The 14,930-nt window shown below is 74.4% G+C and carries 12 protein-coding genes; 9 read left to right on the forward strand and 3 right to left on the reverse strand.

Annotation, left to right across the window (positions count from 1 at the left end):
* Positions 1-201 precede the first annotated feature (201 nt).
* The 8 genes from AMK19_RS38360 to AMK19_RS32505 all read left to right on the forward strand — a co-directional run bounded on the left by AMK19_RS38360 (position 202) and on the right by AMK19_RS32505 (position 9,593).
* Positions 202-2,088 carry a tetratricopeptide repeat protein gene (locus AMK19_RS38360; RefSeq protein ID WP_158071973.1) on the forward strand — a complete coding sequence of 629 codons (1,887 nt, stop codon included), beginning with the start codon at positions 202-204 and terminating at the stop codon, positions 2,086-2,088.
* A 242-nt stretch (positions 2,089-2,330) separates the two neighbouring features.
* Entirely contained in the window at positions 2,331-3,446 is a 1,116-nt protein-coding gene (gene ald / locus AMK19_RS32475; RefSeq protein ID WP_073818885.1) for an alanine dehydrogenase, read from the forward strand.
* Between the two features lie 459 nt (positions 3,447-3,905).
* The gene (locus AMK19_RS32480; RefSeq protein ID WP_443135062.1) at positions 3,906-4,967 is read left to right on the forward strand and encodes a ParA family protein; all 1,062 of its coding nucleotides are present in this window, start codon (positions 3,906-3,908) and stop codon (positions 4,965-4,967) included.
* 41 nt (positions 4,968-5,008) lie between these two features.
* On the forward strand, positions 5,009-5,464 hold the full coding sequence (locus AMK19_RS32485) for a hypothetical protein (RefSeq protein ID WP_073818965.1): 456 nt from the start codon (positions 5,009-5,011) through the stop codon (positions 5,462-5,464).
* A gap of 131 nt (positions 5,465-5,595) precedes the next feature.
* Positions 5,596-6,390: a segregation and condensation protein A gene (locus AMK19_RS32490; RefSeq protein ID WP_073818888.1), complete on the forward strand. Its 795-nt coding sequence runs from the start codon at positions 5,596-5,598 to the stop codon at positions 6,388-6,390.
* A 176-nt stretch (positions 6,391-6,566) separates the two neighbouring features.
* Positions 6,567-7,169 (forward strand): SMC-Scp complex subunit ScpB, encoded by a 603-nt coding sequence (gene scpB, locus AMK19_RS32495; RefSeq protein WP_241844709.1) that lies wholly within the window; start codon positions 6,567-6,569, stop codon positions 7,167-7,169.
* Complete coding sequence (locus tag AMK19_RS32500; protein ID WP_073818894.1) at positions 7,162-8,406, forward strand: pseudouridine synthase; 1,245 nt, start codon at positions 7,162-7,164, stop codon at positions 8,404-8,406. Before scpB ends, AMK19_RS32500 begins: the two co-directional genes overlap by 8 nt.
* 209 nt (positions 8,407-8,615) lie before the next feature.
* Complete coding sequence (locus AMK19_RS32505; protein WP_073818896.1) at positions 8,616-9,593, forward strand: helix-turn-helix domain-containing protein; 978 nt, start codon at positions 8,616-8,618, stop codon at positions 9,591-9,593.
* A 10-nt stretch (positions 9,594-9,603) separates the two neighbouring features.
* On the opposite strand, the gene AMK19_RS32510 is transcribed toward AMK19_RS32505, so the two are convergent.
* The 3 genes from AMK19_RS32510 to AMK19_RS32520 are packed head-to-tail and all read right to left on the reverse strand — an operon-like array spanning position 9,604 to position 13,633.
* On the reverse strand, positions 9,604-9,966 hold the full coding sequence (locus AMK19_RS32510) for a DUF952 domain-containing protein (RefSeq protein ID WP_073818898.1): 363 nt from the start codon (positions 9,964-9,966) through the stop codon (positions 9,604-9,606).
* Positions 9,967-10,003: 37 nt separating this feature from the next.
* Positions 10,004-11,575 (reverse strand): DUF4139 domain-containing protein, encoded by a 1,572-nt coding sequence (locus AMK19_RS32515; RefSeq protein ID WP_073818900.1) that lies wholly within the window; start codon positions 11,573-11,575, stop codon positions 10,004-10,006.
* Positions 11,576-11,578: 3 nt separating this feature from the next.
* Complete coding sequence (locus AMK19_RS32520) at positions 11,579-13,633, reverse strand: DUF4139 domain-containing protein (RefSeq protein ID WP_241844700.1); 2,055 nt, start codon at positions 13,631-13,633, stop codon at positions 11,579-11,581.
* A gap of 170 nt (positions 13,634-13,803) precedes the next feature.
* Here AMK19_RS32520 and AMK19_RS32525 point away from each other — a divergent pair, with 170 nt between their 5' ends.
* On the forward strand, positions 13,804-14,889 hold the full coding sequence (locus AMK19_RS32525) for a prephenate dehydrogenase (RefSeq protein WP_073818902.1): 1,086 nt from the start codon (positions 13,804-13,806) through the stop codon (positions 14,887-14,889).
* Positions 14,890-14,930 lie beyond the last annotated feature (41 nt).

Below are 14,930 nucleotides of genomic sequence, written 5' to 3' on the forward strand. Positions count from 1 at the left end.
GGGGGGGGGGGGGGTGGTGTTTCTGCTCGGTTCCGACTTTGCCCTCGGTGGGGGTGTCGCTCTGGCCTGCTCCGGGTGGGTGGTGTGGGGGTGGGTGGGGACTGGGGTGGGTGGGTGGGGAGGGGTGGTCGAACTACGCTTCGCGGACAGGGCCCGGTGTGCGGGTCCGGGGCGCTGGGCGACGGGTCGGGAGTGGCGCGGGTGGCGAGGGATACGGCGGCGGTGGCCGAGGCGGCCGGGGTCTTCGACGCGTTGCCGGGAGGCGCTCGGCCGTTCGGGGGGCGGGCGGCGGAGCTGGCGGCGTTGACGGTGGCGGCGGGGCGGCCGTCGGTGGGGCGGGGGCGGTTGCTGGTGTTGGCGGGGCGGCCGGGTTCGGGCCGCACCGCGTTGGCGGTGCGGTGGGCGCGGAGCGTTGCCGGGGACTATCCGGACGGGCTGCTGTACGCGCGGATGTCGGCGCCGGACGGGACGCGGGTGGGGTCGGGGCGGGCCGCCCGGATGCTGCTGGACCAGTTGGGCGAGCAGCCCGGTCTGGCGTTGCTGCCGGGTGCGGCCGAGGAGGACCCGGCGTGCGAGGCGTTGCGGGACGCGCTGGGGTCGCGGCGGGCGCTGGTGCTGCTGGACGACGTGCGGGACACCGGGCAGGTGTGGCCGCTGCTGGCGGAGAAGACCGGTTCGGTGCTGCTGGCGACCACCTCGGGGCCGCTGACGGGCATCGACGGCATCGACCCGGTGATCCTGGGCGGCCTGGAGCACCGGGTCTCGGTGGATCTGCTGTCGGAGCTGGTCGGCGGCACCCGGATCTCCTGCGACCCGGTGGGTGCGGCCGAGCTCGCCGAGGCGTGCGCGAACCGTCCGGCCGCGCTGCGGCTGGCCGCGGGCTGGCTGCGCAGCGAGCCGCGGCTGCCCGTCACGGAGGCCGCGGAGAGGTTGCGGCGTCCGCCGGAGCAGTCGCGGGAGCGCTCCCGCGAGGAGGCGGCGGAGCAGGCGGACACCGTGCCGGTGGTGGAGGGCGACCCGTTGCGGGGGGCGTTCGAGCCCGCGTACCGGCGGCTGCCGGCGGCCCGGGCGCGGCTGTTGCGGCTGTGCACGCTGGCACCCGGGCAGCAGGTGGATCTGCGGACGGCGTCGGCGCTGGTGGGCTGTCCGGCCCCGGAGGCCGGGGCGGGGCTGGCGGCGCTGGCCGAGCTGGAGTTGCTGGAGCGGGAGCCGTCGGCGGCGGACGGCACCGAGCGTTACCGGGTGCCGGGGCGGCTGTACGGGCGGCTGCTGGAGTTGCGTACCGAGGTCGACCGGCCGTCCGAGCTGGAGCTGGCCCGGGCGCGGCTGCTGGAGCGGCTGGTGCGGCTGGTCGATTCGGCGCGGCTGCTGCTGGACCCGGCGGCCGGCCCGAACCCCGATCCGCTGCCGGGGCCGCTGCGGCTGCGTTCGGCCGCGCACGCCGGGCAGTGGCTGCTGGGGGAGCGCGAACAGCTGCTGGCCGCCGTCGCGGACGCAGTGGGCCAGGGCGACCTGGACGGCACCGCGGGACGCCTGGTGGCGGCGCTGCTGCGGGCCCTGCCGTTGACCGGGGAGGCCGCCCCGGCGGACCTGCACGCCCTGCACGAGTCGGTGCTGAAGGTCGCCGAGCGGCAGGGCTCGCCGCGCCGGGCCGCCGCCGCGCTGCTCAACCTCGGCGATCTGCAGGCGGACGCGGACCGCTGGGAGCAGGCCGCCGAACGCTACCGGCGGGCCGTGGAGCTGTCCCGGGGCGCGGGCGACGAGGCCGGCTGCGCGCGGGCGCTGGAGGCGGTGGGCCACTGCCACCGGGCGCTGGGCGATCCGCTGCGGGCCGCCGACGCGTACGGGCGGGCGCTGGCGCTGCGGCAGGCGGTCGGCGACCAGGTCACCGAGGCCCGGCTGCTGGTGCGGCTGGCGGAGGCGCACATCGCGCTGCGGCGTTTCGAGGAGGCGCTGCGCGAGTACCGGTCGGCGGCGGCGGTGCTGCGCCGGCTCGGCGAGGCGGAGGGTGAGCGGCAGGTCGCGGCGCTGGCCGCGCGGCTGCGTGAGCACCTCGGCCAGGAGGGACTTCGTCCACTTTCGGAGTAGTGTCGTGAGTGGGGTGTTTACCCCGAAAAATGGCCTCAGAACGCGTGCAAGCCTACGAACCTGCCAATGAGTCGAGCTGATTTGTTCGCTTTGGAAGGCTGACACGCTGCCTGGGCTTCATTACACTCAAACTCAGTCGCGCATAGATTTATGCACCGGTAGCCCCCGTTGTGCCCTTCGTGTGCGTCTCCCGCCGGTCTTCCCCCGGTAGGAATCCCCCATGGCAAGAGGACGTGTTAGCCGTGAAGGTCGGCATCCCCCGCGAGGTCAAGAACCACGAGTACCGCGTGGCCATCACGCCTGCCGGTGTGCATGAGCTGGTCCGCAACGGACACGAGGTCGTCATCGAGGACAACGCCGGTGTCGGCTCCTCGATCCCCAACGAGGAGTACGTGGCCGCCGGTGCGACCATCCTCCCCACCGCCGACGAGGTGTGGGCCGCGGCCGACATGATCCTCAAGGTGAAGGAGCCCATCGCGTCGGAGTACCACCGACTGCGCAAGGGCCAGACCCTCTTCACCTACCTGCACCTGGCGGCCGACCGCCCGGGCACCGACGCGCTGGTCGCGTCCGGCACCACCGCGATCGCCTACGAGACCGTGCAGCTGCCGAACGGCGCCCTGCCGCTGCTCGCCCCGATGTCCGAGGTCGCGGGCCGTCTGGCCCCGCAGGTCGGCTCGTACCACCTGATGCGTCCGGCCGGCGGCCGCGGCACCCTGCCCGGCGGCGTGCCCGGCACCCACTCGGCGAAGGCCGTCGTCATCGGCGGTGGCGTCTCCGGCTGGCACGCGGCCACCATCGCCATCGGCATGGGCTACGACGTGACCCTGCTGGACCGCGACATCAACAAGCTGCGCGAGGCCGACAAGATCTTCGGCAACAAGATCAAGGCCATCGTCTCCAACTCCTTCGAGCTGGAGAAGGCCGTCGTCGAGGCCGACCTGGTCATCGGCGCCGTGCTGATCCCGGGCGCCAAGGCCCCGAAGCTCGTCACCAACGAGCTGGTCTCCCGCATGAAGCCGGGCTCCGTGCTCGTCGACATCGCCATCGACCAGGGCGGCTGCTTCGAGGACTCGCACGCCACCACGCACGCCGAGCCGACCTTCCAGGTCCACAACTCGGTGTTCTACTGCGTGGCGAACATGCCGGGCGCCGTCCCGAACACCTCCACCTACGCCCTCACCAACGCCACCCTGCCGTACGTGGTGGAGCTGGCGAACCGTGGCTGGAAGGAGGCGCTGCGCCGCGACGCCGCCCTGGCCAAGGGCCTGAACGTCCACGAGGGCCAGATCACCTTCCCGGCCGTCGCCGAGGCCTTCGGCCTGGAGTCGGTCTCGCTGGAGAGCGTCCTCGCCTGACGCCCCGCACCCGCTGTCGCCCCCGGCCGTCCTTCGCTTTCGGTCCGGGGGCTTCGGCATGCCCGAAACGGGGTCGGGGCGTCGGCCAGGTGTCCGGAGGTGTCCACGGGCGGTCAATTCCGGTGCGGTTTGTCACCCGCTCTGTCGACAAGGACACCTGACGCCCCCTCATGACCCGTCGCCTGCGCGGAAACGTTAGGGTCGTCTCTTGACACGGGGTGGGTGAGTGGCCGACACAACCGGCCCACTACCGTGGATTGTGTTGCTGCGAATGCCCGAAACGGCCTAGAGTCGCAAACCGTTGGCATGCTGCCACGCTGACGAATCGACATAGAGTCCTGGATGTCCAAGGAGGTAAGACGACTTGTGAATGAGTCGACATTTGCTCCCGGGGGTGGTCAGCCAGGACTGGCGGAGCTCTCCGCCGGGCAGCCGAACGAGGAAGCCCGGCACGCCACGGTGGGTGCACAGGAGGTCGGCTCGGTCGCGGTCCGCACCTTCGAGGCCCGCCAGGGCGCGGCGACGGCCGCCACCGACTACGACGCCGACTTCGCGGCGTACGGGCTGGCCTACAACGAGCTCGGCTACGGGCCGTACGACGACCCCGACGCCGAGTACGAGCCGGACCCCGAGTACGCCGCCACGCTGGCCCCCGACGCGGCCCGCCAGCGCCGCGAGCGGGTCGGGCCGACCGGCCGTCCGCTGCCGTACTTCCCGATCCCCGCGCCGATCGCCGAGCACGGCCCCGCGCAGATCGTCGCGATGTGCAACCAGAAGGGCGGAGTCGGCAAGACCACCTCCACCATCAACCTGGGCGCCGCACTCGCCGAGTACGGCCGCCGGGTCCTGCTGGTGGACTTCGACCCGCAGGGCGCGCTCTCCGTCGGCCTCGGCGTCAACCCGATGGAACTCGACGTCACGGTCTACAACCTGCTCATGGAGCGGGGACTGACGGCCGATGACGTCCTGCTGAAGACCGCCATCCCCGGCATGGACCTGCTGCCGTCCAACATCGACCTGTCCGCCGCCGAGGTGCAGCTGGTCAGCGAGGTCGCCCGCGAGTCGGCGCTGGCCCGCGCGCTCAAGCCGCTGCTGCCCGACTACGACTACGTCATCATCGACTGCCAGCCCTCGCTGGGCCTGCTGACGGTCAATGCCCTGACGGCCGCTCACAGCGTCATCGTGCCGCTGGAGTGCGAGTTCTTCGCGCTGCGCGGCGTCGCGCTGCTCACCGAGACGATCGAGAAGGTCTGCGAGCGGCTCAACCCCGAACTGCGCCTGGACGGCATCCTCGCCACCATGTACGACTCCCGCACCGTGCACTCGCGCGAGGTGCTGGCCCGGGTCGTCGAGGCGTTCGGCGAGCACGTCTTCCACACCGTCATCGGGCGGACCGTCAGGTTCCCGGAGACCACCGTGGCCGGCGAGCCGATCACCACCTACGCCACCAACTCGGTCGGCGCGGCCGCCTACCGTCAGCTCGCCAGGGAGGTGCTCGACCGGTGCCGCCCCGTCGAGTGAGCCTCCCGGGGGCCGACGAACTGTTCCGGGCGACCGGCGGAATGGCCCTGTCGCCCTCGCTCGCACGGAACGGGAACGGAAGCAGTTCCGGCGGCGGGCCCTCGGGGGAGCCCCCGAAGGCGAACGAGGGCGGGGCCGGGGCGGGCCGCACGGCGGACGTCCCGGCGGCCCGGCCGGAGCCCCAGGCTGCCCCTGCGGGGCGCGCGGAGGACCCCGCAGAGGCGGCGCGACGGGCGGCGGCCACCACCACGACGGTGCGCGGGCGCGGACGGGCCCGGCGGCCGTCCGGGCGGGAACGGCACGACGAGAAGATCACCGTGTACGTGTCCGCCGAGGAGCTGATGGACCTGGAGCACGCGCGGCTGGTGCTGCGCGGGGAGCACGGGTTGGCGGTGGACCGCGGACGGGTGGTGCGCGAGGCGATCTCCGTCGTTCTGGCGGATCTGGAGCAGCGGGGCGAGGCGTCGATCCTCGTGCGGCGGCTGCGGGGGCGCTAGGAGCCCTCGCCAGGGGCACGTCCACGTGCAGGTCATTGTGCTGCGTCGCGATCCTGCCGACGGGTGCCTTCCGGCTCGCGCAGTTCCTCGCGCCCCGGTGATCGCTGTCCGTTCTGCCAGAATGGGACGTTATGTTCCAGGTCCGGTTGGAGAACTTCGAGGGGCCTTTCGATCTGCTGCTCGGGCTGATCGCCAAGCACCGGATGGACGTCACCAAGGTGGCTTTGTCGAAGGTCACGGACGAGTTCGTGGCGCACATCCGGTCGATGGGGCCGGAGTGGGACCTGGACGCGGCGACGGAGTTCCTGGTGGTGGCGGCGACGCTGCTGGATCTGAAGGCGGCGCGGCTGCTGCCGGTGGCGGAGGTCGAGGACGAGGAGGATCTCGCGCTGCTGGAGGCGCGGGACCTGCTGTTCGCGCGGCTGTTGCAGTACCGGGCGTACAAGGAAGCGGCCGGGGTGTTCGCCGAGCGGTGGGCCGCGGAGGCGTTGCGGCGCCCGCGGACGGTCGGGCTGGAGCCGCACCACGCGCAGTTGCTGCCCGAGGTGGTGCTGTCGATCGGGCCGGAGCGGTTCGCGCAGCTGGCGGCGAAGGCGTTCGTGCCGAAGCCGAAGCCGGCGGTGTACGTGGACCACATCCACATGCCGCCGGTGAGCGTGCGCGAGCAGGCGGCGGTGCTGGTGGAGCGGCTGAGCGCGCTGGGGGAGGCGACGTTCGGGCGGCTGGTGGCGGACGCGGACAGCGGGCTGGTGGTGGTGGCCCGGTTCCTGGCGCTGCTGGAGCTGTACCGGGAGAAGGTGCTGGCGTTCGAGCAGCCGCAGGCTCTGGAGGAGCTGCTGGTGCGCTGGGTCGCCGAGGGGGACCGGACGGTCGAGGTGACCGACGAGTTCGACCGCCCCGCGGGCGGGGAAGGCGGGACCCGATGACGGAGCAGCGGCCGCGGCGGGCCCTGGGCCTGCCCGGGCAGGCCAGGCCCGGGGAGTGGCAGGAGTCGGCGTACTCGGACGGCGAGCGGGTCGAGCCGGTGGAACGCGTCCTCGCGCTGCCGGGGCCGGCGGCTCCGGAGGGGGTGCCGTTGCGGGCGGCGCTGGAGGCGGTGCTGATGGTCGCCGACGAGCCGGTCCCGGTGCAGCGACTGGCCTCGGTGCTGGACGCGTCCGCAGGTGAAGTGGCCGCCGTGCTGCGGGAGTTGGCGGCGGAGTACACGGCGCAGGGGCGCGGTTTCGAGCTGCGGCAGGTGGCCGGCGGGTGGCGGTTCTACAGTCGTGCGGAGTGCGCGGCGGCGGTGGACCGGTTCGTGCTGGACGGGCAGCAGGCCCGGCTGACGCAGGCCGCGCTGGAGACGTTGGCGGTGGTCGCGTACCGGCAGCCGGTGTCGCGCGGGCGGGTTTCCGCGGTCCGTGGTGTGAACTGCGACGGCGTGATGCGTACCCTGGTACAGCGAGGACTGGTCGAAGAAGCCGGCACCGAGCCCGAGACCGGAGCGATCCTGTATCGGACGACGAACTACTTCCTGGAACGGATGGGGCTGCGCGGCCTGGACGAGCTGCCGGAGCTCGCGCCCTTCCTGCCCGAGGTCGACGACGTGGAAGCGGAGTCCCTGGAGGGCACGATGATCGCGCAGGCGGTCGCCGCCGCACAGGAGGGGCCGAACCAGGCCGACCGGACCCAGACAAATACGACGTACGGACATTTTGATGCGTAGCAGTGGCAACGGCAGGAACAGCGGCGGCGGTCAGGGCCGGGGTGGACAGGGCGGCCGAGGCGGCCAGCAGGGCGGCGGCGGCCGCGGCGGGTCGTCGTACGGCCAGGGCGGTGGCCGAGGCGGTGGCCAGGGCGGCGGCCAGGGCGGTGGCCGGGGCGGGCAGTCCCGCGGCGGCTCGGGCTCGTCGTACGGCTCGGGCTCGGGCTCGGGTTCGTACGGCGGCTCGTCGCAGCGCGGCGGCGGCAGCGGGCGCGAGGAGCGCCGCTACCCGGACCGGCCGCTGCGGCCGGAGGAGCGCAAGTACGACCGCCCCGAGTTCGGCGGCGGCCCGAACGCGACGCCCTCGTACAGCGCCTACGGTTCGCGCAAGCCCGGGGCGGCGCCCCGGCCGCGTCGGGACGGGCAGGGCGCGCCCGGCGACCCGCGGCGTCAGCCGCAGCGCTCGCGAGAGCTGCAGGGCCGCATCGAGGACCGGGTGCTGGCCCGGCACGAGGGCCCCGGCAAGGAGGTCGGCGCGGAGGGCGAGCGGCTGCAGAAGGTGCTGGCGCGGGCCGGCATGGGCAGCCGTCGGGCCTGCGAGGAGCTGATCGAGCAGGGCCGCGTCGAGGTCAACGGCAAGCGCGTGGTCGAGCAGGGCCTGCGGGTCGACCCGATGAACGACGAGATCAAGGTGGACGGCCTGACCGTCGCCACCCAGTCGTACCTGTTCTTCGCGCTGAACAAGCCCGCCGGCGTGGTCTCCACCATGGAGGACCCGGAGGGCCGCCAGTGCCTGGGCGACTACGTGACCAACCGGGAGACCCGACTGTTCCACGTCGGCCGGCTGGACACCGAGACCGAGGGCCTGATCCTGCTCACCAACCACGGTGAGCTGGCGCACCGCCTGACCCACCCCAAGTACGGCGTCACCAAGACGTACCTGGCGGCCATCCAGGGCCCGATCCCGCGCGACCTGGGCAAGCAGCTCGCCAAGGGCGTGGAGCTGGAGGACGGCTGGGCGCGCGCCGACAGCTTCAAGGTGATCTCGAACGTCGGCAAGAACTACCTGGTCGAGGTGACCCTGCACGAGGGCCGCAAGCACATCGTGCGTCGCCTGCTGGCCGAGGTCGGCTTCCCGGTGGAGAAGCTGGTGCGCACCGCGTTCGGGCCGATCTCGCTCGGCGACCAGAAGTCGGGCTGGCTGCGCCGCCTGACCAACCCCGAGGTCGGTGCGCTGATGAACGAGGTCGGGCTGTAAGGACCGCTCCGGGAGCCCGTCCGCCGCGTGTCGGCGGGCGGGCTTTCGGCGTGTACGGAGAGCTTTGCCCGGTCTTGACCGGTGAGCAGGGCCGTGCGGCCTTGCTATCGTTCGACCCGTTGGCAGAAGATTGCCACCGAAGTTCGCCCCGGCGCGTGGCGGAAGTGCGCCATCGCGTCAGGGGGCGGGGCGGCGGGGGAAGGAAGTTCATGCTCGACGCATTCACCGTGCTGGGCCTCGGCCGGCCGGACGGCCAGGTGTACGCCGCGCTGGTCGTCTCGCCGCAGTCGACCGCCCAGGAGTTGGCCGAACAGTGCGGCCTGACGCTGGACCAGTGCCGGCAGGGCCTGGACCGCCTCGCCGAACAGGGCATGGCGACCCGCGCCCCGGTCGACCGGGAGCGCTACCTCGCGGTCGCCCCCGACGTCGCCATCGGCACCCTGATAGGCCACCGCGAAGCCGAACTGCGCTCCGCCCGCGCCGAGATGCACCGGCTGATGGACGCGTTCCGGGAGGCGTCCCGGTACACCGACCCGGCGCACTCGGTGGAGGTGCTCACCGGCGGCGAGGCGATTGCGCAGCGCCTGGAGCACCTGGTGGAGTCCGGCCAGTACCAGATCCGCGGCTTCGACTGCCCGCCGTACGTGCAGGACCCGACCGTGCAGCAGCCCCGGCAGCGGGCCAAGCTCAAGGCCGGGGTGCGGATCCGCACCGTCTTCGACAAGGAGGCGATCGCCTGGCCCGGACGGCTGGAACAGGAGATCCTCACCGGCGTCGAGGACGGCGAGGAGGCCCGGGTGCGGCCGGTGCTGCCGATGAAGATGATGATGGCCGACGACAAGATGGCGATCATCCCGATCAGCGTCGGCGACAGCGTCCTGGACGCCGCGTACGTCATCCACCCGTCGGCCCTGCTGCAGGCCCTGGACGCGCTGTTCGAGGCCGAGTGGGAACGCGCCGTGCCGCTGCAGACGGTGATCGGCGACGGCGACGGCCCCGGGCCGGACTCCGACCACCTGAAGCTGCTCGGGCTGCTCGCCGCCGGCCTCACCGACGAGTCGATCGCCCGCTCGCTCGGCTGGAGCGCCCGCACGACCCAGCGCCGCCTGCAGGGCCTGATGCGCGAACTCGGGGCCACCACCCGGTTCCAGGCCGGGATGGCGGCCCGCGAGCGCGGCTGGCTCTAGGGTCTGCCGATCAGCTCCAGGGGAGCAGCGCGGCCCAGCGGCCGTCCGGGCCGCGCTCCAGCTTCTCCAGGCCCAGCACGGCCGTCCGGTTGAGCCGGCCGTAGACGTGCGGGAACAGCACCCCCGGGGTGCTGCCGGGAGGCGGGCCGCCGGTGGCCGCCTCCCACTTCACCATCGGTTCGACGAGCTTCTCCTCGATCAGCAGCGCCATCAGCGGATCCGGGGCGTCGGGGAAGAACAGGTTGGCGACCGCCAGCACCGTGGTCTCGTCCGGCGAGCAGTGCAGGAAGCCCTCGGTGAGCAGCGAGGCGGCGGTGTACGGCCGGCCCGGGTCGCGCAGCCAGTCGTCCAGCGGGGCGAGATGGTAGATCATGTCTCTTTTGTACCGGAGTTGACGGCCTGTCGGTTGCTCACAGGCCCGCCACCTTCGCCGTCGCCGACACCTCGTACACCAGGGTGACGGTACGTCGGCCGCCCGGTGGCAGCGGCACCTCCCAGCGGACGACGCCGTCGGCGTCCAGTTCGTCCGGCGGCGGCGAGCAGCGGTCCTTGCGCAGCCGCACCTCGACGGCCTGCACCTCGGAGACCGGGATCCGCTCGCGGACCGTCACCACCTGCTCGGCGTCCTCGCCGGGCGCGGAGAACCGGGACAGGTGCAGGCGCACCGTGCGGGTCAGCAGGGTGCGCCGGTCGCCCAGGCCGGCGCCCTCGCGGCGCTCGTCGGCCTCCCGGACCACCCGCAGGCCGTCCGAGGAACCGAACGACAGGCGCACCGGCGCGCCCGCCGCCGTGAACTCCAGCGTGCCCCGGCCGGTGAACCCGGAGCCGCGCACCAGGTCGACCGGGCCGGCCAGCAGCGCGTGACCCGAGGCGTTGCGGAACGACACCACCTCCGTCACCAGCTCCGACAGCTCCGGCGCCGCCGCGAACTCGCTGCGCGCCGCCGTCTCGAACGCGCTCACCGGCACCCGGTGCGCCCGCCCGTCCGAGGGCACCGAGACCGGCTCGGCGGCCCGCAGCACCCGCACCTCGCCGCCGTCGTCCACCCCCGGCAGGCCCGGCTCCAGCGGGCCCGCGTCGGAGATCACCTGCTCGCGCAGCTCCACCTCGACGGTCTTCTTCTCCTGCGCCGAACGCTCCCGCAGCACCAGCCGGTCCTCGGCCAGCGCCGGCGGCTCGCCGGCCGACGCGGAACGGGCCGTGGACAGCGTCAGCGCGACGTCCGACCAGTCCTCGCCGGTGCGCTGCCACACCACCGCCTCGGTCTCCAACCGCAGGGCGCCGCCGACCAGTTCGGCCCGGTATGCGGGCCGCCACAGCGCGCACGCCGTCAGGTGCCCCACCCGGGCCAGGAACCGGCCGGGCTCGGCGCACTCCACCGACAGCTCCACGAACGCCCGCAGCTCGGCGGGCTCCTGCTCGGCCCGGGCCAGCGCCAGTTCGGCGTTCCCCTGTGCCGCCATCAGCTCCGTCGCGCGCTGCCGCGACGCCCGCAACTGCTCGCCGTACGACTCCCGTTCGGCGTCCACCCGGTCCAACTCGCGCGACCAGCGGGCCTGTTCCAGCTCGCCGACGCCCGCGCCCTCGCCGATCTCCCGCAGCAGGTCCGCCGCCAGCTGGGCGAGCAGCGCCAGCCGTGCCTCCAGCCGGTCCTGGCGGCGCGACTCCGCCGCGTACGCGCGCTCCAGGTCGTGGACGCGGCGGCGCAGCGCCGAATCGTCCGGGCCCGGCGCGAGCGGCGCCGGCGGCTCCCAGGACCGCACCAGGCGGACGTCCAGCACCCGGCCGCGACCGGTCTCCGCGCCGTCCGCGCCGAGCAGCCGGGCATGCAGCGAACGGTCCACCGCGAGCGCCGTCACCGGGCCCAGCCGCAGCCGGTGCACACCCGCCGCCAGCTCGACCTCCGCCGTCCGCTCCACCTGCGCCCGGTCCTCCAGACAGGTGACCGCGGTGACCGGCAGGGGCAAAGTCTCCTCGTACACGCTTCAGCTCCTCCGGTTCCCGCCGACCACGGCCCTACCGGCCGGGATACGGACCACATAGCCGCCCGTCAGCTCCGCCGAACCGCCGGCCGGCACCACCACCCGGCGGATCCGCGCCGACGGCGGCACCTGCGCGGTGGGCTCGTCGGGCGGCGACCAGCCCGGACGCTCCTCGATCCGCACCTCCGCCTCGCCCGCCACCGGCACCCGCTCGCGGACCTCCACCGACGCCTCGTGCGGCAGCCGGTTCACCAGCTCGATCCGCACCGAATGGTCCAGCACCGTCGTCGAGTTGAGCACCCCCGACGTCGACTCCCGGACCTCGCTGTGCCGCGCCACCCGCAGCTCCTCCGCCCGGCCGAGGCCCAACTCCCGCACCCCGCCCGGCGCCAGCGTCGGCAGGCTCGCCGTCAGCAGGAAATCGCCGTCCACGGACACCTCCACCGGCCCGGCCAGCAGCGCGTGCGCCGTGCCGTTCGCCAGCTCCAGCACGGCGTACACGGCCTCCTCGACGGACGGCACGCACACGTAACGCGTCGCCACCTCCACCGGCAGCTCCGCCACCGTCACCGTGTGCCACACGCCGTCCGACGGGATGTCCGCCGGGGCCTGCGCGTCGAAACGGTGGTCGAACGAGCCCGCCGACACCCGCGGCGGCACGCCGAACCGCGGCAGCGGCAGCCGACCCACCTCCTCCGCGCCGCGCAACGCGCCCGCGCCGGACCGCGGTTCGGCCTGCGGGAACAGGCGGCCGCGGCGGAACGACTCCTCCAGCGGGCCCGCCAGCACCAGACCCGCGTAGTCGAGCTGGTCCGAGGACGGGCGCGGGTCGGCGGGCTCGGCCGGGGCCATGGGCGCGGCCAGGTCGGCGGACGGCGCGGACAGGAAGGCCGCGGGCGCCGCCCCGCCGTACGCCATCGGCGCGCCCGGGGCCGACGCCATCGGCGCGCCCGGCGGGGGCGGCGCGGCCGGCCGCGGGGGCAGGGCCTGCGGCTCGGCCGGCCGCGGCGTCGAACGCCCGCCGCCCGGCCGGCCCGGGAAGCCCGCGCTGCGGGCCCGCGCCGCCGGAGCGGCCGGCCCGGGAGCCGGCCCGGGGGCCGCGCCCGCCGCCGCGCCGATCGCGAGCGGCACCGCCGGCACCGGCTTCGACGCCTGCGCGACCTCCCAGCCGGCGAACAACTCGTCGAGCCCGGCCGGCTGCGCCCGCCACCCCGACGGCGCCGGAGCCGGCTGACGGCGGCCGATCCGCAGCGAACTCAGCCGCGGCACCCCGCTCGGCCGGGCCAGGTCCGCCGTCGACAGCGCCAACCGCACCCCCGACCAGTCCTCGCCCGTCCGCTGCGCCACCGACGCCCGCAGCACCAGCCGCGCCGCCCGCTCACCCCGCCGGTGCGCCAACCGGTACGTCGGCAGCCACACCGCGCCCGGCACCGCGTACTCGACCTCCAGCTCCACCGCACCCGCGCCGCGCACCGTCACCAGCGCCTGCGCCGACGACTCCACGCCGCCCGGCCGCTCCGCGCTCGACCGCTGCCGCGCCCGGACCGACGCCACGTCGAAGGCGTGCTCCGCCGTCCGCACCTGCTGCTCCAGCTCCACCGCCAGCTCCTGCAGCACCTCCAGGCGCGCGTCCACGAACTCCGCCAGCTCCAGCACCGCGTCCGCCGGGGCCCGCCGCAGCCCCTCGTCGCGGCGGCGCTGCGGCGGCACCGGGCGCAGCGCCGCGACCTCCCGGATCCGCAGCTCCATCCGCTCCCGACGCGCCAGCAGCCGGTCGCGCTCCGCGCCCAGCTCCGTCAACTCCCGCTCCCAGGACGGCGATTCGTCCTCCTCGCGGACCCGCTCCGCAGGCTCGACGCGGGCCTCCACGACCCGGCCCCCGCCCGACAGCACCCGCACCCGCAGCGAACCCTCCGCCGCGAGCTGCGGCAGCCCCGCCACCCGCACCCGGCCGTCCGCCGGCAGCACCCCCGACGCGCGGCGCCGGCACACCGCGCCCGCCGCGTGCACCACCACCGAGTCCAACCTCGACTCCCACACCGCCTGCTGCCCCGCCACCTCGCCCCCTTCGCCGCCGGCCCGAAGCCCGGACCCGGGCGCCCAGTCTGCACCCAACCGCCGCCACCGCACCCGGATTTCCGCTGCGCGTCGGCCGAACCGTGCCGCGCGTCCACCGGTGCGGGAGAATGGCCCGGCCACGACCGTGACCAGGGAGACGAGAACCCGCCATGCGCACTGCCGCCGTCATCGGCACCGGACTGATCGGCACCTCCGCCGCGCTCGCCCTCACCCGCCGGGGCATAAGCGTGTATCTGGAGGACACCGACCAGGACGCCGCGCGCACGGCCGCCTCGCTCGGCGCCGGAACCAACGAACTCCCCGACGGGCCGGTCGACCTGGCGATCATCGCGGTCCCGCCGGCGCTGGTCGGCAAGGTCCTCGCGGACTGCCAGCGGCGGGGCCTCGCCCGCTGCTACACGGACGTCGCGAGCGTCAAGGCCGGGCCGCGCGGGGAGATCGCCGCGCTGGGCCTGGACACCGTCCGGTACATCGGCTCGCACCCGATGGCCGGGCGCGAACGCTCCGGGCCGCTCGCCGCCACCGCGGACCTCTTCGAGGGCCGGCCGTGGGTGCTCACGCCCACCGCCGACACCGACACCGAGACGCTCAACGCCGCGCTCGAACTCGTCGCGCTGTGCGGGGCGATGCCCATCGTCATGGACGCCGCCGACCACGACCGGGCCGTGGCGCTGGTCTCGCACGCGCCGCAGCTGCTGTCCTCGCTGGTCGCGGCGCGACTGGAGCACGCCGAGGAGACCGCGGTGCGGCTCTCCGGGCAGGGCGTGCGGGACGTCACCCGGATCGCGGCCTCGAACCCGGCGATGTGGATCGACATCCTGTCCGCGAACGCCGGCGTCGTGGCGGACGTGCTGGACGACCTCGCGACCGACCTGGCGGAGACCGTCACGGCGCTGCGGGCCCTGCAGGCGGCCGACGAGAACGAACGGCGGGCGGGCGCGGCCGGCATCGAGGCCGTCATGCGGCGCGGCAACACCGGGCAGGCCCGCATCCCGGGCAAGCACGGGGCGCCGCCCACCCGCTACGAGACCGTCACCGTCGTGCTCGGCGACCAGCCCGGCGAACTCGGCCGGCTCTTCGGGGAGGTCGGCTCGCTCGGGGTCAACATCGAGGACGTGACCATCGAGCACTCGACGGGGCAGCAGGTCGGCCACGTCCAGCTCGCTGTCGCGCCGACGGTGGGGCGGACGCTGGTGGCGGGGCTCCGGGAGCGCGGCTGGGGCGTGCGGGACTGAGGTTCCGCCGCCCCGGGAACCGGACGGCGTCCCCGCGCGGG

The sequence above is a fragment of the Kitasatospora sp. CB01950 genome (genome assembly GCF_001905465.1).
Taxonomy (GTDB): Bacteria; Actinomycetota; Actinomycetes; order Streptomycetales; family Streptomycetaceae; genus Kitasatospora.

Bases quoted from the DNA above. Each gene is read 5' to 3' on its own strand.
- AMK19_RS32485 (WP_073818965.1), top strand. From the start codon at position 5,009: ATGGCCCTGTCGCCCTCGCTCGCACGGAACGGGAACGGAAGCAGTTCC.
- AMK19_RS32490 (WP_073818888.1), top strand. From the start codon at position 5,596: ATGTTCCAGGTCCGGTTGGAGAACTTCGAGGGGCCTTTCGATCTGCTG.
- scpB (WP_241844709.1), top strand. From the start codon at position 6,567: ATGGTCGCCGACGAGCCGGTCCCGGTGCAGCGACTGGCCTCGGTGCTG.
- AMK19_RS32500 (WP_073818894.1), top strand. From the start codon at position 7,162: ATGCGTAGCAGTGGCAACGGCAGGAACAGCGGCGGCGGTCAGGGCCGG.
- AMK19_RS32505 (WP_073818896.1), top strand. From the start codon at position 8,616: ATGCTCGACGCATTCACCGTGCTGGGCCTCGGCCGGCCGGACGGCCAG.
- AMK19_RS32510 (WP_073818898.1), bottom strand. From the start codon at position 9,966: ATGATCTACCATCTCGCCCCGCTGGACGACTGGCTGCGCGACCCGGGC.
- AMK19_RS32525 (WP_073818902.1), top strand. From the start codon at position 13,804: ATGCGCACTGCCGCCGTCATCGGCACCGGACTGATCGGCACCTCCGCC.